A 23,498-nucleotide genomic window follows, 5' to 3' on the forward strand; every position below is an offset into this window, starting at 1 on the left:
TGCTGCGCTACACCGAGCCGGATATCGCACGCGACTGGAAGCGGATGACGCTGATCCGTGGCACGGACGCCTCCGACACGATGGACATGGCCTCCATGCTGATCGCTGCCTACTGCCAGCGCACCGGTATGGCCATGGACACCCTCGCGTCGCACCTGCAGATCCGGCAGCAGCGCAGCCGGGCGGCCGGTCCGAGGGATTCGGACCGGTACGAAGTCGCCGGGATGCTCGGGGCGCCACTTCCTCCCGAGGACGACCAGGACGCGCGAAGGCAGTTTTCGTGCGGCCAGGGGTATGCGGAAGGAGGGCTGATGGCCGAGGCCGATGAGCAGCGGTTGTTCACTGAGGCGTGTCTGCACGGGCTGCGGGCTCGGCTCTGTGATGACGTGGCCGCGCTGGACGGCTATCTGCCGCCGCACGTCGCGGAGCTGGCGCGGAAGGTCGCCGGGGTGCTGGAAGTGCCGCAGCCGGCACCCGCGTGACGGTGTGGCCGCGGCGTCGTTGAACAGCACGACTCCATACACCGGGCCCCGGGGACGTCTTCTCCTCCGGGGGCCCGTGGTGTGTCCGGACGCGGGTCAGATCTCTCCGGCCGCCGTGGCGGCGAGCCAGTCGGCGGCTTCGGCGTCGGTCAGGAGCAGCGCCTGCGTCTGGTGGGCGGTGCCGTCCTGGACGACGTGGACGCGGCCCGGGTGTGCGCTGTGCTTCGGGGCGGGGCCGGCTATCGGGGCGAGCTGCTGCCAGGTGCCCGCGCTGACCCGGGAGAGGATCACGGTGGCGAACTGCTCGCGGCGGAGGGGGAAAGACGGCCGTCGGAGGCCCGGCCGTTGTAGAGGACGTGGATGCGGGCCTGGCGTCCTTCGTGCAGGACGTCCTCGAGCGCGGTGATGGCCGGGGACTTCTTCGGGTCGTCCTTCTGCCGGAAGGTCTCCCAGTAGCGGGCGAGGTGCCGCAGGGTGTCGTCGGCCTCGTCGAAGACGACCATCAGGCGCGGCGCGTCATCGAGGTCGCCGTCGAGGTCGATGCGGCGCTTCAGCTCGATGTCGAGGCCGACCAAGGCGTCGTGGATGCCCGCGACGTTGCCGCGGTGCGTCACCGTCGGCAGCTCCTTCGCCCACAGGTGGGAGATCCGCGTGGCGTCGAGGACCAGAGCGTGGGCGCCCTGGTGGAGGAACTGGGCGGTGAGGGTGCGCAGGATCGTGGTGCCGCCGCCGGTGCCAGTGCAGACCAGGATGTGCGGCGCGTGGTCGATGTCGACGGCGATCGCCGTTCCGTCGGTGCCGATGCCGATGAGTGCCGTCGAGGCGGGCAGCGCCTCCAGCTGCTCGCGCAGGCCGGGGTCGGTGAAGTGCAGCACCTGCGGGAGCGCGGTCGTGTTCGTCATGGTGCGGTGTTCCGTTTCTGTGCTGTGCCTGGTGAACCGGGTGTTCTCCAGGCGAGGGGGATCGTGTCGGCCGGACCGGACAGGGTCCGGTCAGTCGAGGTCTGTGGTGCCGGTGGCGGCGCGAGGCCGGTTGCGGGCCCACTTCTTGAGGTCGCCGACGCGGTAGAGGAGTTCGGCGCCGCGTTTGTCGACCGGGCCGGGGAAGGTGCGGTCGTTGGCGCGGGCGTAGCGCAGCGCAGCGATGGTGATGTCCGGCAGGTGGTGCTGGTGGGCCTCGCGCAGCCCCACCGCCTGGTCGTCGTCGACCGGGGCCGGGTTCGCCGGCGATGTCGCCGCGCTGGTGCCGGGCGGGTCGGCGTCGTCGTCCTGCAGGGCGGGGAGAGCGGTGTGTGCGGGCGTCTCCGGTTCGGTGGGCGGGGTCGGCGTGGTCGTCCGGGGCGGCGGTCTGCGTGCCGTCAGCGGCCTTCTGGAGCTCTGCGGGGGCGGGCTGGGCGGGGACGGCGGGGCGCTTCCCGGCTGGTGTTGCCGACTTGCCGGTGGTGGCCCACTCGCGGGCTTCGGCGTCGGTGAAGAACAGCACCTGCGTCTCGCGCGCGGTGCCGCCGATGACGACCTGGGCGCGGCCTGGGTGCTTGGTGCTCTTTGGGGCGGGGTGGATCTCGGGGGCGAGCATGCGCCAGGCGTTCATGCTGTAGCGGGCCAGGATGCGGATGGCGAACTGTTCGCGGACCTCCGGGCCACCGAGGGCGCGGGCGGTCGCGGACTGGGCAACGAGCAGGACGTGCATGCGGACCTGGCGGCCATGAAGAGGATCTCCATGAGCGCGTCGATCGCCGGGGAGGTCTTCGGGTCGCCGGACTCGCGGATCTTGTCCCAGTAGCGGGCCAGTTGCCGCATGGTGGCGTTGACCTCTTCCAGGAGGATCAGCAGCCACGGAGATGGACCAGTACAACGCCTCGATGCTGATACCGCGCTCACGGTACTTCGCGTTCATGAGCACCCGGAGTTCCGCACCGCCGTGCAGGTCGACCTTCACATGTTCGTCAGGAGGCGTCCGTGCGATCAGGTTCTCTAGGTACCCGCCCCCCAGGGAATGGGCACCTCCTCTTTGATCACGTCTCTGGCCATTTCGGGCAGGTGGAGGACACTGATCCGTTCCCCTTTCCTCTGCCAAGCCGGAGATATGGAGTCCACTTGGATCGGAGCAGGCACGCGCCGGTAATCCGGGATCTCCGCGTTGGTATGGGCGTAACCGTTCAGCTCGCCGAGCGCCCACTGCCGTAGTGGATGAGACGATGCGTGGCCGCCGATGATGAGCGCATGGCACAGCAACCCAGCGAGGGGTGCCGTGTCATCCAGGACGCCCTTCTCCAACTGGTCCAGCGGCTGGTGGCCGCGGCGGAGCCACCCCATCACTTGATCAGCGCGAAGTACGCGATCATGGCGGCGGCCACGGCACCGATGGCGGAGACGGCGGTCCAGAACACGTTGCTGCGGAACCAGGGGCCACCGGGGGTGTCAGACGAGGCCGGGACCGCGCCAGCGTTTGCGGTAGCACCGTGTGCGGCCTGTGCGTAGGGCGCGTTCATGGTGATCGGCGAGTTGTCGCCGGCAGTGATATTGAAGGACTGCCCTGCCGACGACTGCGGGTCCGGCTCCGGAGGCTGGCTGCTCATGGCGTTCATCAGTTTCTTGTAGGCGTCGAGGACATTCTCGCGCGCGCGGGAGAGGGCTTGCAGGGTCTCGTAATAGCGGGTGGGGTCGGTATGTTTCCACTCGGGTGGAACTTCGGTGTACGAGAGGGTGTCCGAGTCTTCAGGGGGGAAGGTACCGCCGAACTCGTCGGCCAGGCGGTCGAGTGCATCGACAAGATCCTGGTGGAGCCTTGCGAGACCGGGGTCGGTGAAGTCGATGATGTCGCGCCGCAGGGCTTCCTGAGCGTCATCCACGCCTGCCGAGGCCCAGGCAGGAACGCGGTGCAGCGGCTGTCTCGACAGCAAGAAGGTCATCCAGGAAGCATCCGGCGGGATGGCACGTGTGATCCGTGTCATCTTGTCCCTGTCAGGTCCCCCCGCTGAGACCGTCTGTCTTCCAACAGCCCGGCTGAACTCCTCAAGAGCCGAGTCCACCCGCCTGCTGTGGTGAGCGAACGCTTCGACGTCGAGGTCGCACAGGCGGCCGCCATTGCCGGGACTCCGCATGTGCAGCTCGAACTGTGCGTCCGCTGCTGCCCGTATGGCCTCGTATAGGCCCTCGGCCGCCGAGATCACTCGAGGGGCAGCAAGCATCTGCAGCTCCCGGAGTTGGTTGCGGAGATTCAGGACGCCGGCCTCCACTGTGGCCACGGCGAGAGGCATCGGGGCGTCGAGCGACTCGGCCGGGGGCGCGATCCAGCTGCGGGAAAGATCCACCTGAAGGTTTTGTGTGGCCCGGAAGTAAGAACGGCAGACGTTCAGCACCTCACCCCTCCCCCTCCCGTCCACGTAATTGAAGTTCACCACGGAATAGCTTCGGATTAGTAGTCGATATCCAGGTAGTCAATGTCATTGATTTCGACGTCCGACAGTCCCATAGCGCGGGAACCGCCGTCCTGAAAATAGACGTCCTTAAACCCTTCGGCGATGATTCCGCGCATCTGCTGGTCGCTGGCTCCGGCGCCGCGGGCGTCGAACAGACGCTGCGCGTACTCCGGGGGGAGGTGCACGGTGAGTCGCCGGAACCGTCCGTCGTCGGTCGTGCCGACCGGCGCGGTGTAGCCGAACCGGGCCCGGGTCTCCACGGTGATCCCGCCGGAGGCGGCGGCCTGGCGCTGCCGGCGCTTGCGCACCAGCGGCTGCCAGCGGGCTTTCACCGTGTCGTCGATCTTCGCGGCGATGTCGGCGCGGGCGTGCTTGCGGGCGCCGCGCCGGTAGCGGTTGACGGAGTCGGCAGTGACCCCGAGCTCCGCCGCGACGGCCTTCGCGCTGCCGAACTGCTTGAGCAGGTAGCCGATCTGGCCCTTGAGGGTCTTCGGTGGATCCTTGGTGAACGCCTCGCGGTCGGCCCGCTCAATGGCGTCCTCGATCTCCCCCACCGGTCAGCTCCCATCCATCAGCGCGCCGTGCGGGTCCGGGATCAGGTGGGCATGTGCAGCCGGGGCGAAGTCCACTACCAGGCGCTCGCCCACACCGGAGGCCGTGGAGACGTCGGGCTTCAGATAGCCGAGACTGCGCAGCTCGCTGACCGCCCGGCGGAAGGCCTCACGACCCTCGGCGGCCTGGCGCTCGATGCGGCTGAGAGAGGTCAGTTCGTTGATCGTGGGTTCCTGTCCGGGGTCGTAGCCGGTGGCGAGTTCGGCGAGGACACCGCGGGCGCGCCAGGTCAGGCGCATGTCTCGCATCGCCCGCGCGAACAGGACCGGATCGTGCGTGGGCGGGGTGGAGGGAAGCGGCCACTTCGGGGAGGCGGTGGTGGTCATCGGGTACGGCTCCTTCGGTGTGTTATGCGGCTTGGGCGGCCGTGGCAGGGCTTACTCGCCGTCATCAAGGACGGCGTCGCCGCCCTTGATGTGTCGGGCAGGATTGAGGCCCTTCTCCATCAGGTCGACTGCCCACATCATCGACTGGACGCCTTCCAGCTTCGCCAGGCCGGGCGTGGGCCCGAGGCGGAAGCCGCCGGGCTGCGGCTTGCCCGAGGCCGCGTACGGCAGGAAGGCGAGCGGGCTGTCGCCGGGGCTGGGGTAGACGACGCAGTCGGAGAGCACGGCGAGCGGGTACAGGCCCGTCATCTTCGCCATGTTCAGCAGCTTGCGGTGCATGTTGACCCGGGCCTTGCTGATGACAGCGGCCCGGATGTCGGGGCGCCAGGTCGGCCGCTCCAGGGCCGGCCACCGCTCCCCCTCCTTGTAGTGGCGACCCTGCGGACGCTCACGGAGCTTGCCGACGCCGCCCTTCACCGTGGCCTTGATGGCAGACAGGACAGCGGCCAGGGCCGGGTCGACCTGCTCGTGCTGCTCCATCGCGGCAAGGAACTGGCGGTCGTCCAGGTCCCGGGTGACGCCGAGGTCGGCGAGGGTGTCGACGTACGCGGTCTTGAGGCGGTCGTGCCACGGGTCCAGGTACGCGCCGGTCTCGCGGCGCAGGTACGCCTCGATCGGGTGCACGTCGTAGCCGAGCTCCTGGGCGTAGGCGACGGTGTGCGTCTGGTACCAGGCCGGGCCCGTCGGACGGGTTCCGTCCGGCGTGAACGGCGAGGGCAGGCGCGAGTCCAGCTCGATGCCGCTCAGGTCGACCAGCCAGGCCCCGGGGATCTTCGGGTTGAACTTCGGGGCGTGGAAGTGGTCGGGCGCGGACAGGCCGACGACCAGGCGGGCCGCGGCCGCGAGGAACGCCGTGTTGAGGTCCAGGCCGACCGCGAAGGGCAGCATGCACTCCTCATCGCTGAGCGAGTCCACCGACCGCACCCACTGGTACGCCTCCTCGTTCAGGAACCCGCCGGTCCAGCCGGAGTTCACCACGACGGGGTGCTCTGCGGTGGCCTCCGGCGGCGCCGGGTCCATCGGCTCCGTCCCCAGCGAGCCCGGGTTGTAGCCCGAGATCCAGTTGCCGGTCTCCGCGTCGCGCTCCGGCTTCGTCGGCGGGCACAGCGCCGTCATCAGCTCCAGGCCCGAGACGGCGGTGGAGCCGCGTGGGGTGATGACCCGCAGGGCGTACACGCCCAGGACGCGAGCGATGTCGGCCGGCTCCATCTCGGAGGCGCCGGGCCAGGATCGCTCATCGAGGGCGTCCCACGGCAGGATCGCCAACTGCACGCACTGCCGCTCGCGTCCCTGCGCCTTGCGGTAGATCCGCGCCCAGGGGCCGAACCCGCGCTGCGTGAGCTGCCACTTCGCGCGTCCCACCTGCTTGACGACCGGGTGGTCCTCCGGCAGGCGCAGGGAGCGGCGCTGCTCGTGGCCCTCCAGGCGCTCCGGCAGCCCGAGCTTCACCGCGGCCGCCGCCGTGAGCACGATCAGCGGATCGGAGTCCTTGCCGTACCGGTTGAGCTTGGCGGCACCGAGGCCGGACTCCTTGAGGGTCCACTCCACCAGCTGCGGCACGGTGGTGGCCGGGCAGTCGAGCACGATCCCGTCGACGCCGTACGCGGAGCCGTCGCCGTCCAGCACCGCGAGCGGGCCGTGCGGGAAGCTCGGGTCGGTCGCAGGCTTCGCCGCCTTCTTCGCCGCCGGGCGGCGTGACGTCGCGGCCGGACGATCAGGAGCGGCCTGGACGGCCGGGGCCTGAACCGGCGCGGCGGTCTTCGTCTCGGTGGTCTCGGGGGCGGCAGAACTGGTGAACATGTCCAGCACCTTCGGCTGCGGCGCGGTGGCCGGAGCCGAGGCGGCGGGGGCGCCGTGGGCGGGGTACTTCGCTGCCCAGCCGTTCAGCAGCCGCTGGTACGCCTCCAGGCGTGGTGACTTGGGCTCGGAGCGGCCGTTCTCGTAGTTCTTCACCGTCTGCGTCGACGTCTTGAGCGCAAGCGCGAGACGGGCCTGGGTGATGCCGGCGGCCTCCCGCAGCCGGGCGCGCTCCGCCGGGGGCGGGAGCTGCGGCTCCTCCTCCAGCAGTGCGTCAATGTTCGCGAACAACTCTTCCTCGGTCGCCATACGGCTCCACCTCCGCCTCGAAACACTAGCAGGCTTGCCCTGATATTTAACTCATTTTTTAACCCACCCGGATCGATGCGTGTGGGATGAAATCGAGCGGGAGGAGGAAGCCCGGCCCCGGGGACGGCGATGGATAGTGTGCCCTGTAGTGGTTATCGCGCCTGGGAGTGCAGTCCGCTGGCGAGGTTGTCCTGGGCCATGTCGTCTCGCTCAGCCGGTGTGAGCCACCGGGCGGATGAGCCGGCGGTGGTCCGCTCCACCCACAGCACGTCGTCGACGGCCTCGGCGACGGCGTGCAGGTGGCTGATCACCGTTACCAGGCGGTCACCGCCGGCCTGGGCGCGCAGTACCTCGAGTGCCAGGTCCAAGGCGGTGGTGTCGAGGGCGGCGAAGCCCTCGTCGAGGAAGAGGGAGCCGAGAGTCGGCCCGCTGCGGGAGTGCAGTTCGGCAAGTGCCAGGGCCAAGGCGAGGGACGCCATGAACTTCTCCCCTCCTGACAAGCGATTCGGGTGGTGGGCGACCCCGGAGCTGCGGCTGATGATGTCGAAGTCGTCTGCGAAACCGAATCGGCCGTCAGACATCTGTCCGAGCAGGTCGCTGGCGACACCGAGCAATGCGCGGGTTCGCAGCGTGGTGAGGTGGCCCAGAAACTTGGCGTCGACCAGTTCGCGGCGCAGTACCTCGAGGGCTTCGTAGCGGGCTTCGCCTGCGGTGATGGCGAAGTCCAGGTCAGCGGCTGGCTTGATCAGGTCCTGTGCGTCTCGCTGTTTGCCGCGCTGGTCCTCGGCCTCCTTGGTTGCCTGTCCGGCTGCGGCGACGAGGGGGTGAAGTGACTGGGGTGCGGTCAGGTCGGCCGACGCGTCGAAGCCGTCGATGTCGGCGAGTGCGGCCGCGTGCTCGCCGAGACGGCTTTCGGCGGCGGCTGCGCCTTCTGTCGCCGCGGCGGCTCGCTCGGTGAGTTTGTCGCCGAGTGCCGAGGTCGTCGCCGAGAGGGCGGCGGCGTAGTGGCGGACCTCGGCGATCGTCGGCTGAGTGGGAGCTGCTGGCAGCGCTAGCCGGTCAGCCTCATCGAGATGTGCGCTGGCCTGGACGGCGGCCTGAGCCCACGCGTCCAGGTTGTCACGCAGTTTCTCCAGGGGGCGTTCAAAGTGAGCTCGGGTGTCGTGGTCGAGGGTGCGCCGGTCGGCGAGTACCGCGTTCTTCTCCGCTCGGGTTACTTCCCTCTGGTCGAGCAGCTCTTGGAGTTCGGTCTGCCGGGCGGTGACGGCTATGGTTGCGGCGTCCGTCTGTGCGGTGGCGACGTCGATCGGGTCCTGCGGCAGCATCGCCCGGATGCGCGCGGGAAGCATGCCGATGTCGGCGGCGGTCCTTGCCACGGCCCGGGTGTGACGCACGTGAGCTGCGGATGCGTCTTTGGTGTCGCGGTGGTGTGCTTTCGTGCGTTCTGCCAGTGTTTTGCGGTCTGCTTCGATCCCGGCGGTGCGACGGTGCTCTTCGTCCTTCAGCTGTTCGGCGTGTGCGGTGGCCGTGTGTTCGCACGCGGAGATGGCGTCGATGATCGCCGCTGTGTCCTGCTCAGGATGTGCGGCGCCGAGGGTGGCCAGGGCCGTAGTGGCTGCGGTCAGCCTTGCTGAGGCTGATGTGGCGTCGAAGTCCGTGCCTGCTTCGGCGGCCTGGGCCGCGAGGCTCCGGAAGGCTCGTACCGCCTTCTCGGTGTTCTCCTGCGCCATCTGCTGTGCGCTTTTGTGCTCGTCGTCACGCTCGAGTACCGCTTCGTCAGCGATGGCCACGGCGGCGCGGGCTTCGGCGCGCAGGTCGACGGCTATGTCGTGTGCGGTCTTCGCCTGCTCTCGTTGCGTGTTCGCCTCGGTCAGCTCATGCGCGTCGGCCTGCTCGGGGTGGAAGTCAGCCGGGAGCTGCCGACGGCATACGGGACAGTCGTCGTCGGGGTGCAGTTCGGTGGCGATCGCAGCGGCCTTCTTCCGCAGCCGGAGCGCCTCAAGGTGTGTCTCGGCCGCGGTGAGGTCTTCGTAGACCGCGGTTGCCTTGACCTCTGCCGGGCCGAGGTCTTCGTAGGCGGATTTCTGCCGACCCACCGCGGTGGCGTGGGCGCGCGCGGTGTCGGCGATGTGTCGGGCCGCCAAGAGTGCCGCGTCCCACGCGGTACGGGCTGCGGTGGCGCACGTGCGGGTCTGCTTGCTGTTCTCGGCGGCGGTGCGGGCTGCCTCCGCCGTCGCTTGAGTGTGTGCGGCGCGTTCGACCAGTTCCGTTTCGGCCGTGGCGATGGCGTCGCGTTCGTCGTCGAGTTGTGTGGTGAGGGAACCCAGCCGGTCGCGTTCGCCGCGGTGTTCCTCGGCGGTTTCCGCGAGGGTCTTCAGGAGCATCGCGGCCTGGGCGAGGACGTCGCGGCCTTCTCCTTGCGTCTCTGCCGCGGTGATCGCTCCGGTGAGTTCCTCTTCCCTGGCCGCAGCCTGCTCGGCACGCCGGTTGAGGGTGTCACGCCGTGCGGCGAGGTCGGTGGCCTCGGAGTCGAGCGTGTCGAGGACGGTGGCGGCGTCGGTCACCTTGCGTGTTGCCAGGGCCTGGGAGGCGCTGGTGGCTGCCGCCGCGGCGTCCCGAGCTTGCGAGGCTTCTTCCTGCAGTGCGGTGATGCGGACGACGGCGGTGTTCAGGCGTTCGGCCTGGGCTGTGGCCGCGTCGGCGGCCGCTCCGGCTGCGGCGGCCGTCTCCCTCGGGTTGTCCGGCATGGGGGCCCGTTTGGCGTTCGCGTCGCCCAGGAGTTGCTGGAGGGTGCGGCCGTGGCGGGCGGCCAGGTTGCGGACTGTTTCCAGTGATTCGGCACCGAACAGTTCGCGGAGTCGTTCGCTGCGCTCCTTGGGAGCGGCGGTGAGGAGCTGGTCGAACTTGCCCTGCGGGAGGAGCCCGACCCGCAGGAAGGTGTCGTAGCTCATCTGCAGCACCGTCTTGATGCGGTTGTCGACGGCTGTGGCGCCGTCGGTCTCCTCGCCGGAGTCCAGGTTTTTCAGGTGGTGCCGGCCCGCGTTCGGGTTGGTGGCGTGCATGGTGCGGTGGACACGCCAGTTCTGCCCGTCGTGCAGGAAGGTGAGTTCGGCGCTCATGGCCTGTGCGCCGTCGGCGATGAGCTGCCGGGGTTCCTTGGCGTCCCAGGAGCTTTTGCGGAACAGGGCGAAGGTGATGGCGTCGAGCAGGCTGCTCTTGCCGGCGCCTGTGTCGCCGAGGACCGCGACCAGGCTCTTGCCGGTGAAGTCGATGGTGGTCTGGGCGGGGTAGCTGCGGAATCCGGTGAGGGTGAGTGTCATCGGTTTCATCGCGTGGTCTCCGCGTCGGTGGTGTCGATGCCGGTCAGCAGGCTGGAGCGGTCAAGGGTGTCGAGGGGTTGGCCGGCGATGGCCGCGGTCAGCAGCGTCTCCTCGCAGCACGGTGCGGGGTCCTCGGGGTCGGGTTCGGCTCGCAGGTGGGCGAAGGCGGCCATGGCGCGGTCCAGGGCCGGGCCGCCTGTGCCGCGGTCGGCGAGGTAGTCGTGCAGCAGGTCGTCGATGTCGGGCAGTTCGGTGGCGGAGGTCTGCCGGTCCAGCACGCGGTGTGCTGTGCCGGTACGGCGCTCGTCGATGTCGACGAGCGTCGCCTGCGGCAGCATCTTGGCGAGGGTGTCCGGCAGGGACGGGTCGAAGGCGTCGACGTTCACCACCGCTTTCACCCAGGCGTCCCCCACGCGGGCGGCGCGGTGGGCGATCTGTTCCAGGGTTCCTTCGAGGCGGACCAGACGGCGGCCTGCGGTAAGCGGTTCGAGTTCGATGCGGGGGTTGGTGTCCGGGCCGATCTCGGCGAGTACGACGCTCTTGGTGTCGCCGGTCTCGCCGAAGTCCATCTGCAGGGGGCTGCCGGCGTAGTAGGCGGGGAAGCCGGAACGGCCGACGGGTTGGGGTTTGTGGATGTGGCCGAGGGCGCCGTAGGCGACATCGGGCAGGTCCGCGGCTGCGGCCGCGTACTCGGTGCTCAGGGAGATCCGCCGCTCCGAGTAGGACGGGAGGGCTCCTTCGATGAACAGGTGGGCGGCGTAGACGAGGACGTCCCGGGGGCCTCGGTCGGCGGTCAGACGGCGGTAGACCTCGGCTTGGACGGTGCGCATCCGTTCGGCGTAGGTCGCGGTGGCCAGGGCGGGGTCGGCGAAGTCGTAGGTGAAGCGGTTGGGGTGCAGGTAGGGCAGTGCGCCGATGCGCAGGGTGAGATCCCCGTTCCTGGTCGGGTACTCGGCGAGGAGCAGTCTGTCGGGGTGAGCGTCGGTGGCGAAGCGGACCCGGGTCTGGTCTCCGTCGCGGGCGCCCATGTCGTTGAGGACGTACTCCAGGAACGTCAGGACGTGAGTGGTGTCGTGGTTGCCGGCGACGACGACCACGGGCGCGATCGTGCCGAGGCGGCGCAGTGCCTGGGCCGCGCGGCGCATGTCGTCCAGGCTGGGCCGGGGGCTGTCGAAGAGGTCGCCGCTGTGCACGATCAGGTCGGGGGTGTAGTCCTCGGCGATGGCGATGATTTCGTCCAGGACGGCGTCGACCTCGCTGTCACGTCGATGGCGGCCGATCTGGCGGCCCAGGTGCCAGTCGGAGGTGTGGAATACGCGTCCCGTCACGGGTGCCTCCAGAGGAACGGCCTGCGGGGCGGCGCGGGTTGCGCTGCCGCGGCCGGAGGTTCGGTGTCCCGACTGTACCTCGAATCACAGGAACAAGTCTGGAAAACTCTGGAACTCTGGTAGCGTCTGGTGCATGAGTGATCCGCTGGACGCCCTGGAGAAGAGCATCGGCAACCTGCGCCGCGCGATCCGCGACGCCGCCGCCGCCGGTGACACCGAACGGGCCGGCGAGCTGCGCATGCAGCTGCGCCGCGCCGAGCGGGCCTGGGACGCCCTCCTCGACGCCGATGAACCGGCGGCTGCCCCGCCCCGCCCAGCGCCGGAAGCTGCTCCGGCCGCCCGGGGATCACAGCTCCCGGCACGCGAACACGTCCACCGTGCCCTGATGCTCCTCGGGGCCCCGGCAGCCCCCAAGCTGATCGTCGGCGTGCACGAGGCGTTCTTCCCGGGAGAGCTCTCCGCGTCCAAGCTCTCCAGCCTGCGCCGGGACGAGGAGCGTTCCTACCGTTCCAGTCCGGGAGCCCGGCCGTACTACCTGTGCCCGGCACTGGCACACGACCTGCTGACACCGGTGCGGGCACTGATCACCATCAGTACCTGGACGCTGGAGCAGCGCGTCATCGGCCCGCTGTCACCGCGCGTGGACTACCTCACCGGCGCGATCCGCATCGCCGAAGCGGTGCATACCTCCGCCGAGTCCGCTGCGGAGGGGCCCAGTCCGGAGGCCCTGCGGCTGCTGTGGCGCTTTGCCGTCAACATCCCCGACGCCATGCCGAGGAACGCCTCCGGTCACGAGGGGGCGCTGGATCCCCAGCAGGTGATCGGCGCCGCCCAGGCCGAGCTGGACGTGCATACGGACGCCGACCGTGCCACCCGGGCGGCGGCCGCGCGGCGGGCCCGTAAGTCCCTCGGGGACGACGAGCAGTTGTTCGGCGCGCCCCTGCGGGGCGTCACGCATCTGCGGTCCGCCCGTGCCTGATTTCCATCTCCCCGCATCCTTTTCTCCCCCGCAAGGACCTATGAGACCGTGAAAGCACCAGTCGACGACCGCCTCGCCGCACTGCGCGGATCCGCGAAGCGCCTGGACTACAACGCTAGGTCGCTGGCGGCCCTGGAGAACAATCCGCGCTGCACACTGCGGGCCCTGCTGGACGCCTCCGGCTCCGACAAGGCCGCGATCGCCACACACGTCGGCCATCCCCCGTCCTTCGGCCAGTCCTCCTTCGCCATCACCCGCGGCAACGCCTTCGAGGCGATGGTGAAGGACAACGGCTGCGCGGAGCTCCTGCGCGTCCTGCGCGAGACCCTGGAGCTGACGCTGCCGGAGGTGGGGTACGAGGACCTGAACGACGTCGGCGGCGACGGCCGTTCCAAGGAGCGCCATGAGCGCACCGAGGAAGTGCTGCTGCGGGCCGCCCGGGGCGAGGGCGACGGTACCTTGTTCGACCACCCGATGCTGTGCCTGCAGATCGGCGGGCACAAGGCGTACCTGGAGCCGGACCTGGTCGCCCTCCGCATCGACGGACGCTTTCACGTCGTGGAGATCAAGAGCTTCCCGATCATCGACGAGCAGGCAAACTCCGCACAGGTGCGGGCGGCGACCACGCAGGCGTGCGCGTACATCATCGCGCTGCGCGACCTGCTCGGGCGGGCCGGCATCGGCGAGGAGGCCGTCTCCGATACGATCGTGCTAGTCGCGCCGAAGGACTTTACCAACCGGCCGACCGGGGCGTTCGTCGACGCCAGCAAGCAGGTGGCCGCTCTGACCCGTCAGCTGTCCCGCATCGAGCGCATCGGGGACCTGGTGGACCTGCTGCCCGATGACCTCACCTTCGACCTCGCCCCGGACGCGGAAGATCGGCCCCGGCGCCCGGCCGAGGAGCTGACCGCGGCGCTGGATCAGGTCCTCGTGACGTACCGCCCGGACTGCCTGAACCACTGCGAGATGGCGTTCTACTGCCGCTCCCGCGCCCGCGCGGAAGCCTCGCTGGATGTCCTCGGGCCGGTGGTGCGCGAGCAGTTCGGCGGCATCGACACCACGACCATGGTCATGGGACTGGCTCGCGGAGAACTGACGCCGAGCGATGACCAGGTGGAGATGGCCGCGGCCCTGCGGCACGCCGCACGGCTGCGCGCAGAACTGGAAGACCTCGGGGGTGCGGCATGAGCACGCTGTCGGCGCTGGCGCACGTGCAGGCGATGGAGTCGATGCAGGCGGTGCCCCTGACCGAGTTCCGGCACCGGCACCTGTCGGGCCGGCCGCTGGTGATCGTCCCGCTGGCCATGGCCGGAGAGGCCGGGGCTCCCCTGGCCGCGATGGTCGGCTCCGCCAAGAGGAACGGGACCCTGCTGGTCGTGGCCCAGCCCCGCAACCGCGACCAGCGGTTCGCGTTCGCCGCCGACCTCGGCCGGATCGTGATGGACTACATCGACTCTTTCCGCCAGGACCGCCGCGGGGAAGGCAAGCGTTCCCGGTACACCGAGGCGCCGCAGATCCTAGTGCCCACCCCCGGCGGCGTCAAAGCCCTGGCCGATCTGGGACGCATGTGCCGCTTCCGCGCGACGTCCGGTCCCTATGCGGTGCCGGACGTCGTACCGGAGTTCGGCATGTGGCTGACGTTCCTGGTCGACAGGGCCGAACAGGCCGGCACCTCCGTGCTGCTGCCCGTCACCACAATGCTCGCCGAGCACTGGGCGACCGGCCAGAGCACGCTCGAGGACCAGAACCTCGCCTCCCTGATGGCCTGGATCGCTCCCCCGTCGGGCTTGAGCGTCGAGCAGGCCATGGCCGATGCGGAGAACCCGGACGTGTGCCCGCCGGCGGGCCCGTCGACCTCCCCCGAGTTCGACAACCGCGACCTGGCCCCGGCAATCAGAAAGTTCGACACGGCCCGCACGCTCGGCGACCCGCACGCGCTGGCCACCGCCGAGACCGAACTACGGGAACTGATCGCGGGACAGATTCAGCCCACCTGGCGCATGGTGTGGCAGGCCATATCGCTGCTGCGCTCTGTGCCCGAGGCACCGCGGACCGGCAAGCGCTTCGAGGGCGACTGCAAGGCCTTCACGGACTACTCCGACTACCGGGACTCCGGCGGCCTTCCACAGCGCAAGCGGGACACCGCGATCGGCGCGGCCCGGCGGCTGGGCTGGCTGGAGCGCGCGCTGGCCGAATTCGAGTCCGACATGGCGTTCGACGATCGTTTCGTGCTGGCCGACCGGCGCAGCGCCGGTGAGGCGTTCGCCGGGACGGTCGTGGAGGCCGAACCCGGCCGGACGGTCACCACGGACAAGAACAAGCGGGTGCCGCGGCCGCGCGTCACCGTCCGCACCCTGGATCCCGTGCGGCTGGCCGCCGACACCAAGCTGATCAGCCCGTCCATGCCGGCCGGGCACAAGGCCATGATCGTCTCCGTTTTCCCCGACGGCGACACCACACGGGTCACGGTGGAGGTCACTGGCGGCATGGGACGCGGCCGCGTCCCGAAGCAGGGCACCGTCCCGGAGCCGGGCCAGTGCATCGCCTACCTGCCCGACCCGGGGTGGCGCCCGGCACCGCAGTTCCCTGCCTCCGATGCCACCCCGTGGACACACAGTGCCGCCGACGGGGTCGGCACCGACCCCGCCGTACCCGAGGACGCCGCCGCAGAGGAGTGGGGCAATGAGGACTGACACCAGCACGACGCCCGTACCAGCCGTGTCCGACCCTGCAACGGCCGCTGCCGCTGCCACCGAGGCGATCCTCGCGAACATGGCCGACGGGCGTCACAGGGCCGTGGTCGTCGACTCCCCGCCGGGCGCCGGCAAGAGCACCCTGGTGGTCCGCGCCGCCCAGGAACTCACCGACAGCGGCGAGCGCCCGATCATCGTCGCCCAGACCAACAACCAGGTCGACGACCTAGTCGTGCGCCTGGCCAGGGAGCATCCCGGCATCGCCGTCGGACGGTTGAGTGCCACCAGCTACACCCCGTCTCCGGCCCTGGGCACCCTGATGAACACCACCGTCGGCCGCACCCTGGCCGACCTGGCCGGCTGCTGGATCATCGTCGCCACCGCTGCCAAGTGGGCCACCGTCCGCGACGCCACGTTCGGCTGGGCGGTCCTGGACGAGGCCTACCAGATGCGTTCGGACATGCTGCTGCAGATCGTCGAACGCTTCGAGCGGGGCCTGTTCGTCGGCGACCCCGGGCAGCTGGACCCGTTCACGATCGTCGGCACCGAACGCTGGATCGGGCTGCCGCACGACCCCACGCAGAACGGTGTCAGCGTGATGCTGGAGCACAACCCGCACATCCCTGTGCACCGGCTTCCGGTGTCCTGGCGCCTGCCGCTCTCGGCCGCACCGACCATCGCCCGGGCGTTCTACCCGTTCACCCACTTCACCGCCGGGACTGGTGAAGACACACGCGCCCTGGAGTTCCGCACCGCCGGGCTCGCCCGCGCGGATCTGGACGAGACCCTCGTGCAGGCGTTCACCACCGGCTGGGCCCTGCACGAACTGCCCCGTCGCCATGTCCCGCGAACCGACACCGAGACCCTCCAGACCGCCGCCGACCTCGCCGGCCGGCTGCTGGAGCGCGGAGCGGTCGCCACCTGTGAGCGCGACCCGGGCGGCCGGCGCCTGGACGCCGGTGACATCGCCATCGGCGTCGCCCACCGCGACCAAGCTGACCTGGTCCGGGCCGCGCTCGGCCGGACCGGCAGCCCCGGCGCGCGGGGCGTGGCGGTGGACACCGCGAACCGGCTGCAGGGCCGTGAGTTCGAAGTCGTCATCGTCGTGCACCCGTTGTCCGGCCGCCGGGACGCCACGGCCTTCCATCTGGAGGCCGGGCGGCTGTGCGTGCTCGCCTCCCGCCACCGGCAGGCGTGCATCGTCGTCGCCCGCGAGGGCATCGCCGACCTCCTGGACAGCCACCCCTCGACCGACCCGGTGCATCTGTCCGTGCGCGCCAAGTTCCCAGACGGCTGGGAAGCCAACCAGATCATGCTGGACAAGCTCTCCCAGCACCGCGTCGCCGCCTGATCCCGCACGGGCGCGGCCGCCCGACGCCCGGGCACCACTGAATTCGCAGAATTGTTCTATTTTCCGGCTTTTGTCAGTGCCCATCTTTAAGGTTTCCGCATCCGCTCCACCCGGGCGGATAAGGAAACCGCACGTGTGCGATCGGGGGGTTGCATGCAATTCGATCAGGTCACGGCTCTCGCGAGCCATCCGGCATGGGTGCTGCTGCGCGCGGACAACGCCGCTTTGGTGCTGTCCTTCTGCGGCACGGTATTCGTCGAGGAGAACGCGCGCGGGGTGCCCGAGAGTGTGCTGGAGTCCCGGCTGGACGACCAGCTCTACCTCCTCAACGAGCGCGAGCCCGGCTCCTTTCCCCGGTCCGCCGCCGCCTACCTGGCGGAGTGGACGAAGAGCGGCTGGCTGCGCAAGTACTACCCGCCCGGCGAGGACGAGGCACACTTCGATGCGACCACGGCCCTGGAGAAGGCCGTGGCCTGGGTGCGGGATTTGCCGGCACGCTCGTTCATCGGCACCGAGTCCCGCCTGAACACCGTCGTCACACTTCTTCGGCAGATGGCCTTCGGGGCGCAGACCGACCCGCAGGCGCGCATCGACGAACTGCGCCGGGAACGTGACGCGCTCGACGCCCAGATCGCCCGGCTGCTCACCGGAGAGGTGGAGCTCCTCTCTCCGCTCGCTCTGCTGGACCGCTACCAGCAGGTGGAGAGCACCGCGGTCGAACTCCTGCGGGATTTCCGTGAGGTGGAGGCGAATCTGCGGGAACTGGACCGGCGGCTGCGTCGGCAAGTGGCCACCGCGGAAGGCGGCAAGGGTGAGCAGCTGGCCGCCTTCCTGCTGGAGCGCGACGAGATCGCCCAGTCCGACCAGGGGCAGAGCTTCCAGGCGTTCTTCGACTACCTCCTCTCCCCACGCCGTCAGCAGGAACTGCGGGAACTGCTGCAGCAGGTAACCCAGTTGCCGCAGCTGGAAGGCAGAACCGACCGGAGACTGCTGAAAATCCCGTTCGCCTGGCTGGAGGCGGCCGAGAACACCCAGGACACCGTCCGGCAGCTGACTGAACAACTGCGCCGGTTCCTGGCCGACCGCAGCCGGGCGGAGGACCAGCGCGTGCTGGCGCTGGTCCGCTCCGTTCAGCGTCACGTCACCGCCCTGGGCGACACGGCGGATCTGCCCGGCATGGAGCTGGAAATGCCTCAGGCGGGCATCGCGCTGCCGATGGAGCGGCGGCTGTATATGCCGGTCGAACGCGTCGAGCTGGACACCTCCGCGGTCCCGCCGCCCGACGACACCGAGGCGGACCTCACGGAGCTGTTCGTCGGCATCCACGTCGACACCGTGGAACTGGCCGGCCACGTCCTGGATGCGGTCGCCGCGAGCCCGAACGGCCAGGCGGCCCTGGCCACCGTCGTCGACAACCACCCGCTGACCCTGGGACTCGCCGAACTGCTCGGCTACTTCCGCATCCAGCACCCCGCTCTGGACGTGAGCGTGGACCCGGAGAACACCGATGTCCTGGTCTACCCGCGTGTGGCGGCACCGGGCCACGCCCGGGCCGAGGTGCCGCATGTGACGTTCGTACGCAATGAGGGCGGCACGGCCGCCGGAAAGGCCGACCCGCGATGAGCGATGCCCTCACCGCCCCCGTTGTCCACCTGCTGAAAGCGGGTGTGCTCTACCAGGGCGACGCCCCACTGGTATGGGAGCAGATCCTCGCCCAGCAGGCGGCGATCGGCGACTACCTCGCCGTGATCGGCCTCGATGTCGTCGTCGACCGCGCCGAGGGCTACGCCTATGTGCGGCAGCAGGACAGCGAGGCCCGGGACGACGGGACCGCCGTGCCGAGGCTGGTCACCCGCCACCGGCTCTCCTTCCCCGTCAGCCTGATGCTCGTCCTGCTGCGCGGGCGGCTGGCGGACAGCGACGCCAGTTCCGACGATCCGCGCCTGGTGCTGACCCGTGAGGACCTGGTCGAGATGGTCCGCGGCTTCCTGCCCCCACGCGGCAACGAAGCCCAACTCGTCGACCAGATCGACGCCCACATAAGGAAGCTCGTCGACCTCAAGGTGCTGCGCCCGACGAAGCAGACCGCGGCCTACGAGGTACGGCGGCACCTCAAAGCCCTGGTCGACGCCCAAGTTCTGGGCGATTTCAACGACCTCCTCGCCACCTACCGCAGCGCTGTCTCCACCACAGTCAAGGACGACGCATGACTCTCACCACCGGCCCGGCGGCGCTCATCCCCCGCCAGACGGCGCCCAGCCCGGCACACACCTACGACGCCGGCCCAGGATTCCGGCTCGCCCGCCTGGAGGTGCTGAACTGGGGCACCTTCCACCGCACCACCCGCACGTTCACCGTCGACGGGCACAGCGCGCTACTCACCGGCGGTGTGGGCTCGGGCAAGTCCACCCTGGTGGACGCGATCACGACACTGCTCCTGCCCGCTCACAAGATCGACTACAACAAGGCGGCAGGTGCCGACGCCAAGGAACGCGACCTGCGCTCCTACGTCCTGGGCCACTACCGGAACGAACGTGTCGAAGCAACGGGCAGTACCCGCCCTGTGGGACTGCGCGACCACACCTCCTACAGCGTGATCCTGGGCGTCTTCACCAACTACGCCCTCGATACCCATCTCACACTCGCGCAGGTCTTCTACTGGACCTCCCCTACCAGTACCGGACAGCCGGAGCGGTTCTACCTCACCGCCGAGCATCCGCTGTCCATTGACACCGACTTCACCGGCTTCGGCACCGACATCACCGACCTGCGTCGGCAACTGAAACAGCGCGGTGCCACCCTCCACGGCAGCGCATACACGCAGTACGGCAAGGCGCTGCGCCGCGGTCTGGGCATCCCCGGTGAGCAGGCCCTGGAGCTGTTCCACCAGACGGTGTCGATGAAGGCCGTGGGCAGCCTGGACGAGTTCGTCCGCGAGCGAATGCTGGAGCCGTTCGACGCCCAGGCGGCCGTCGACAAGATCGTCGCTCACTTCGACGCGCTCACCGCCAGCCACAGCGAAGTGGTACGGGCCCGCCAGATGATCGAAGGCCTGGCGCCGATCGTGGAGGTGTGCACCCGGTACGACACCCTCCAGGAAGACCTCAGCATCCTGGAACGGCGCCGCAGCGCCGTTCCCGCGTTCTTCGCCCAGCACCGCCACAGTCTCCTCGCCGCGCGCCACGCGGCGCTGCATGCCCGCACGACAGAACTGGAGGTACTGCAGTCCACCCGCGCGCGGCAGCTGGAACAGCTGCGCGGCGCGGCCGACGGCCTGCAGCGCCGCATCGACGGCGCCGGCGGGGAGAAGCTCATCCTGCTGACCGGCCGGATCGATGAGTTGGGCCGCGAACGCAAGCGGCGCCGCGACCGCGCCACCGAGTACAACGGCTGGCTCGCGCAAGCAGGTATGGAGACGGTCACCGACTCCGCCTCCTTCCATGAACGCACGGAGCAGGTCTCTGCCGCCCGCACCCGGGCCGGGGAGCAGGAACGGCAGGACCGCGAGGAACTCGACGGCCTCGCCGTCAGGCGCCGCGACAACACCGCCGCGACTGACGAGATGCGGCGCGAGATCACCAGCCTGCAGCAGCAGCGCTCCAGCATCCCCGCCCAGGTGCTGGAGCTGCGCCGCGAACTCGCCGGCGCCATTGGCGTTGGCGTCGACATCCTGCCGTTCGCCGGCGAGCTGATCCAGGTCCGCGACGACGAGGCCGATTGGGCCGGTGCCGCCGAACGCGTCCTGCGCGGATTCGCCCTGTCCCTGCTGGTCCCGCACACTCACTACGACGCGGTCTCGTCCTGGGTCAACGGCCGTCACCTGGGACTCAAGCTCGTCTACTACCAGGTCCCCGCCCACACACCGAGCGCCACGCTGCCCGACGACCGCACCCTGCTGACCGGCAAACTCGACCTCAAGTCTGACAGCTGGGCCCGCGACTGGCTCGCCGCACGGCTGCGCTCGCGCGCCGACTACCTGTGCGCCGAAGACCTGGACACCTTCACCCTCGCCACCCGGCCCGCCGTCACCCGGCAAGGCCTGGTCAAGGCCGGCGGAGGCCGCCACGAGAAGAATGACACCCACCGCATCGACGACCGGCGCAACTGGGTGCTGGGCTGGAGCAACCAGACCAAGCTCGACGCCCTCCTCGCCGACGCCGCCCACCTCACCCGCGAGAGCGCCGCCCTCACCGCCGCCACCCGCGAACTCGAGAAGCGGCAAAAGGCCCGCGCCGGAACCAACGGCGCCCTCACCCTCCTGGCCAGCGTCACCGCCTACGCGGAACTCGACTGGCCAGCCACCGTCGCCGACATCGAACAGCTCGAGCGGCAAAAACGCACACTGGAGGCCGAGGCAGGCCTGGACACGCTCACCGCGCAGCTCCAGCAGACCAAGAACGACATCAAGCAGAGCGAGGAGACCTTCGGCCTGGGCCAGGAAGAACTGGGCGCACTGCGCCACGACACCGAGGGCACCACCACACTGCTGCAGAAGACCACGAACCTGCTGGCGAAGTGCGACCTCGACGCCGTGGCGGAGCACGAGACGGCCCTGGGCAGGTTCCTGCCCGCGGCCGGCAGCAACGACAGCCGTCTGGAGAACCTGGACAGCGCCGAGCGCGACGCCGAAGCACAACTGCAGCGCACGATCGGCAGACGCAACGACACCCTGCGCCAGGCAAGCAACCAGGCGATCGGGCTGATGACCGCCTTCCGCGGCAAATACCCGGCCCATACCACCGAACTGGACAACTCCATGGAGTCCGTCGCCGGCTACAGATCCCTCCACCACCATCTCACCGACGAGGACCTGCCCCGCTTCGAGCAGCAGTTCCTCCTCTACCTGCGTACCAATGTCATCCGCGACATCGCCTCCTTCCAGGGCCGGCTCAGCGCCCAGGAGCAGCAGATCCGCGAACGCATCGACGTGATCAACGACTCGCTGGCCGGCATCGACTACAACCCGGGCCGCTACATTCGGCTGAACGCCGCCCCCACGCTGAACAGGGAGATCCGCGAGTTCCAGCACGACCTGCGGGCCTGCAGCAGCGAAGCGCTCTCCAACGACACCGGCGACTCCTACACCGAGGAGAAGTTCCTCCAGGTCAAAGCGCTCCTCGATCGGTTCAAGGGCCGCGCCGACCACACCCGGGTTGACGCCGGGTGGACCGCCCGGGTCACCGACGTGCGGCGCTGGTTCGTCTTCTCCGCCAGCGAGCTCGACCGCGGCACCGACAACGAGCACGAGGTCCACCCGGATTCCGGCGGCAAGTCAGGCGGCCAGAAGGAAAAGCTCGCCTACACCGTTCTCGCGGCTTCCCTCGCCTACCAGTTCCGCATCGATCCCAGCACCGCCAAGGCCAAGACCTTCCACTTCGTCACCATCGACGAGGCCTTCGGACGCGGAGACGACTCCTCCGCCCACTTCGCCCTCGACCTGTTCCAGCGTCTGGGCCTGCAGCTCCTTGTCATCACCCCGCTCCAGAAGCTGCACGTCATTGAGCCCCACGTCACCCGCGTCGGCTACGTCGACAAGCCCGACGAGACCCGCTCCCGCCTGGTCAACCTCACCATCGAGGAGTTCCGCGCCCACAAGCAAGCGGCCCGGCAGGCCCACCAGCGGCCGGAGGAGCAGCCATGACACCGGCCGCGTGGAGCCGCCCCGAGGACGTTCTCGAGACCCTGCGTCGCAAGTGGACCAGCGGCCGCTACCTCGCTGCCTCCGCAGGCGGACACCCCTTCGAACCCATCGCGGTGCCGCTCAAGGGCCCGACCGCGGGCGATATCCTGCACCACTACGAGCAGGCACTCGCCTGGGCGCAGTCCTGGGCCCCCGGCCTTCACCCCCAGCTGCGCCTCCAGACCAGATCCATCGGAGGCCGCAACGGCCTTCCCTTCCAAACCGTGCCGGTCCGGGCCTGGATCGATACCCGCCCCGCCCTGTGGGCACTGCTGGGCGTCACCGGCCAGGTCGACTGCTTTCACACCCTGTATGAGCACACCGCACTCCATGACCCCGGCCTCGCCCGGTGGATGGCCGACCACCCCATGAAGGTCCTCCTGCACACCGCGGTCTGGCACCAGCTCGTGCGCACCGTCTGCTGGATCCGCGACCACAGCGCCGAACAGGTCTACCTGCGCGAGATCGACGTGCCCGGCGTGGACACCAAATTCGTCGAGACCCACAAGGCGATCCTCGCCGGTCTCCTCGACCACGCCCTCCCCGAGGGCCGCATCAACGCCGGTGCCCCGAAGAATGATCTCGCCTCCCGCTACGGCTTCCGCACCAAGCCCATCTACATCCGCCTGCGCTACCTCGGCGCCTCTCCCCTGCCCTTCAGCGAACTCACCGTCCGCGCCAAGGAACTGGCCGACTGGTCCCCCGGGGTGCGCACCGTCTTCGTCCTCGAGAACGAGATCACCTATCTCTCGCTGCCGCCGGTCCCCGACGCCATCGCCATCCTCGGCTCTGGATACGCCGCTGCCCTGCTGCGTCACCTGCCCTGGCTCGACGACGTCGACCTCTATTACTGGGGCGACATTGACACCCATGGCTTCGCCATCCTCGACCAGGTCCGAGGACGCTTCCCGCACACCACGTCACTGCTAATGGACCGCGACACCCTCCTCTCCCACGAGTCCCACTGGGGCCAGGAAAAGACACAAGCCCACGGCGACCTGACACACCTCACCCCCGAAGAAGCCCACCTCGACCACGACCTGCGCACCGGCACCTACCACCCGCACCTGCGCCTGGAACAGGAGCGCATCGCCATCACCGCCGTGCGAAAGGCTCTGACGCGGCACCGGGAGTGACACC

General features: G+C 69.4%; 19 protein-coding genes. 10 read left to right on the forward strand and 9 right to left on the reverse strand.

Annotation, left to right across the window (positions count from 1 at the left end):
• The coding region (locus CGL27_RS00005; protein WP_119983685.1) for a hypothetical protein at positions 1-482 on the forward strand (482 nt) is incomplete at its 5' end.
• A gap of 96 nt (positions 483-578) precedes the next feature.
• Here CGL27_RS00005 and CGL27_RS00010 read toward each other — a convergent pair.
• The 3 genes from CGL27_RS00010 to CGL27_RS00020 all read right to left on the reverse strand — a co-directional run bounded on the left by CGL27_RS00010 (position 579) and on the right by CGL27_RS00020 (position 1,672).
• Positions 579-773 carry a hypothetical protein gene (locus CGL27_RS00010; protein ID WP_119983686.1) on the reverse strand — a complete coding sequence of 65 codons (195 nt, stop codon included), beginning with the start codon at positions 771-773 and terminating at the stop codon, positions 579-581.
• Positions 770-1,384 (reverse strand): hypothetical protein, encoded by a 615-nt coding sequence (locus CGL27_RS00015; protein WP_119983687.1) that lies wholly within the window; start codon positions 1,382-1,384, stop codon positions 770-772. The genes CGL27_RS00010 and CGL27_RS00015 overlap by 4 nt, the downstream gene beginning before the upstream one ends.
• Before the next feature lie 90 nt (positions 1,385-1,474).
• The gene (locus CGL27_RS00020) at positions 1,475-1,672 is read right to left on the reverse strand and encodes a hypothetical protein (RefSeq protein ID WP_205587564.1); all 198 of its coding nucleotides are present in this window, start codon (positions 1,670-1,672) and stop codon (positions 1,475-1,477) included.
• A gap of 97 nt (positions 1,673-1,769) precedes the next feature.
• On the opposite strand from CGL27_RS00020, the gene CGL27_RS49700 reads away from it, so the two are divergent.
• Positions 1,770-2,264 (forward strand): hypothetical protein, encoded by a 495-nt coding sequence (locus tag CGL27_RS49700; RefSeq protein WP_162952809.1) that lies wholly within the window; start codon positions 1,770-1,772, stop codon positions 2,262-2,264.
• A 532-nt stretch (positions 2,265-2,796) separates the two neighbouring features.
• Here the strand turns inward: CGL27_RS49700 and CGL27_RS00035 are convergent.
• From CGL27_RS00035 to CGL27_RS00060, 6 genes are all read right to left on the reverse strand, one after another.
• Complete coding sequence (locus CGL27_RS00035; protein ID WP_162952811.1) at positions 2,797-3,843, reverse strand: hypothetical protein; 1,047 nt, start codon at positions 3,841-3,843, stop codon at positions 2,797-2,799.
• A gap of 56 nt (positions 3,844-3,899) precedes the next feature.
• A complete protein-coding gene (locus CGL27_RS00040) occupies positions 3,900-4,457 on the reverse strand; it encodes an XRE family transcriptional regulator (RefSeq protein ID WP_119983690.1) in 558 nt (185 codons plus the stop codon).
• A gap of 3 nt (positions 4,458-4,460) precedes the next feature.
• Positions 4,461-4,841: a hypothetical protein gene (locus tag CGL27_RS00045; protein WP_119983691.1), complete on the reverse strand. Its 381-nt coding sequence runs from the start codon at positions 4,839-4,841 to the stop codon at positions 4,461-4,463.
• Positions 4,842-4,892: 51 nt separating this feature from the next.
• The gene (locus CGL27_RS00050; protein ID WP_119983692.1) at positions 4,893-7,007 is read right to left on the reverse strand and encodes a helix-turn-helix transcriptional regulator; all 2,115 of its coding nucleotides are present in this window, start codon (positions 7,005-7,007) and stop codon (positions 4,893-4,895) included.
• A 152-nt stretch (positions 7,008-7,159) separates the two neighbouring features.
• The gene (locus CGL27_RS00055; RefSeq protein WP_119983693.1) at positions 7,160-10,336 is read right to left on the reverse strand and encodes an SMC family ATPase; all 3,177 of its coding nucleotides are present in this window, start codon (positions 10,334-10,336) and stop codon (positions 7,160-7,162) included.
• Positions 10,333-11,655 (reverse strand): exonuclease SbcCD subunit D, encoded by a 1,323-nt coding sequence (locus CGL27_RS00060; RefSeq protein ID WP_119983694.1) that lies wholly within the window; start codon positions 11,653-11,655, stop codon positions 10,333-10,335. Before CGL27_RS00060 ends, CGL27_RS00055 begins: the two co-directional genes overlap by 4 nt.
• Before the next feature lie 133 nt (positions 11,656-11,788).
• Between CGL27_RS00060 and CGL27_RS00065 the strand changes: the two genes are divergently transcribed.
• The 8 genes from CGL27_RS00065 to CGL27_RS00100 all read left to right on the forward strand — a co-directional run bounded on the left by CGL27_RS00065 (position 11,789) and on the right by CGL27_RS00100 (position 23,494).
• The gene (locus CGL27_RS00065; RefSeq protein ID WP_119983695.1) at positions 11,789-12,634 is read left to right on the forward strand and encodes a hypothetical protein; all 846 of its coding nucleotides are present in this window, start codon (positions 11,789-11,791) and stop codon (positions 12,632-12,634) included.
• Between the two features lie 48 nt (positions 12,635-12,682).
• On the forward strand, positions 12,683-13,822 hold the full coding sequence (locus CGL27_RS00070) for a hypothetical protein (RefSeq protein WP_119983696.1): 1,140 nt from the start codon (positions 12,683-12,685) through the stop codon (positions 13,820-13,822).
• Positions 13,819-15,327 (forward strand): hypothetical protein, encoded by a 1,509-nt coding sequence (locus tag CGL27_RS00075; RefSeq protein ID WP_119983697.1) that lies wholly within the window; start codon positions 13,819-13,821, stop codon positions 15,325-15,327. The genes CGL27_RS00070 and CGL27_RS00075 overlap by 4 nt, the downstream gene beginning before the upstream one ends.
• Positions 15,317-16,678 carry an AAA family ATPase gene (locus tag CGL27_RS00080; protein WP_119983698.1) on the forward strand — a complete coding sequence of 454 codons (1,362 nt, stop codon included), beginning with the start codon at positions 15,317-15,319 and terminating at the stop codon, positions 16,676-16,678. Before CGL27_RS00075 ends, CGL27_RS00080 begins: the two co-directional genes overlap by 11 nt.
• A gap of 153 nt (positions 16,679-16,831) precedes the next feature.
• Entirely contained in the window at positions 16,832-18,301 is a 1,470-nt protein-coding gene (locus CGL27_RS00085) for a DUF3375 domain-containing protein (RefSeq protein WP_119983699.1), read from the forward strand.
• Positions 18,298-18,888, forward strand: coding sequence for a DUF4194 domain-containing protein (locus tag CGL27_RS00090; RefSeq protein ID WP_119983700.1), 591 nt, complete (start codon positions 18,298-18,300; stop codon positions 18,886-18,888). Before CGL27_RS00085 ends, CGL27_RS00090 begins: the two co-directional genes overlap by 4 nt.
• Positions 18,885-22,319: an ATP-binding protein gene (locus CGL27_RS00095; RefSeq protein WP_119983701.1), complete on the forward strand. Its 3,435-nt coding sequence runs from the start codon at positions 18,885-18,887 to the stop codon at positions 22,317-22,319. Before CGL27_RS00090 ends, CGL27_RS00095 begins: the two co-directional genes overlap by 4 nt.
• A complete protein-coding gene (locus CGL27_RS00100; protein ID WP_119983702.1) occupies positions 22,316-23,494 on the forward strand; it encodes a Wadjet anti-phage system protein JetD domain-containing protein in 1,179 nt (392 codons plus the stop codon). Before CGL27_RS00095 ends, CGL27_RS00100 begins: the two co-directional genes overlap by 4 nt.
• The last annotated feature ends 4 nt before the right edge of the window (positions 23,495-23,498 follow it).

The organism is Streptomyces sp. 11-1-2 (assembly GCF_003595545.1).
Lineage (GTDB): Bacteria > Actinomycetota > Actinomycetes > Streptomycetales > Streptomycetaceae > Streptomyces > Streptomyces hygroscopicus_B.

Coding starts and splice junctions, on each gene's coding strand:
- CGL27_RS00085 (WP_119983699.1), top strand. CDS start 16,832: ATGCAATTCGATCAGGTCACGGCTCTCGCGAGCCATCCGGCATGGGTG.
- CGL27_RS00095 (WP_119983701.1), top strand. CDS start 18,885: ATGACTCTCACCACCGGCCCGGCGGCGCTCATCCCCCGCCAGACGGCG.
- CGL27_RS00045 (WP_119983691.1), bottom strand. CDS start 4,841: ATGACCACCACCGCCTCCCCGAAGTGGCCGCTTCCCTCCACCCCGCCC.
- CGL27_RS00065 (WP_119983695.1), top strand. CDS start 11,789: ATGAGTGATCCGCTGGACGCCCTGGAGAAGAGCATCGGCAACCTGCGC.
- CGL27_RS00055 (WP_119983693.1), bottom strand. CDS start 10,336: ATGAAACCGATGACACTCACCCTCACCGGATTCCGCAGCTACCCCGCC.
- CGL27_RS00100 (WP_119983702.1), top strand. CDS start 22,316: ATGACACCGGCCGCGTGGAGCCGCCCCGAGGACGTTCTCGAGACCCTG.
- CGL27_RS00015 (WP_119983687.1), bottom strand. CDS start 1,384: ATGACGAACACGACCGCGCTCCCGCAGGTGCTGCACTTCACCGACCCC.
- CGL27_RS00050 (WP_119983692.1), bottom strand. CDS start 7,007: ATGGCGACCGAGGAAGAGTTGTTCGCGAACATTGACGCACTGCTGGAG.
- CGL27_RS00090 (WP_119983700.1), top strand. CDS start 18,298: ATGAGCGATGCCCTCACCGCCCCCGTTGTCCACCTGCTGAAAGCGGGT.
- CGL27_RS00075 (WP_119983697.1), top strand. CDS start 13,819: ATGAGCACGCTGTCGGCGCTGGCGCACGTGCAGGCGATGGAGTCGATG.
- CGL27_RS00080 (WP_119983698.1), top strand. CDS start 15,317: ATGAGGACTGACACCAGCACGACGCCCGTACCAGCCGTGTCCGACCCT.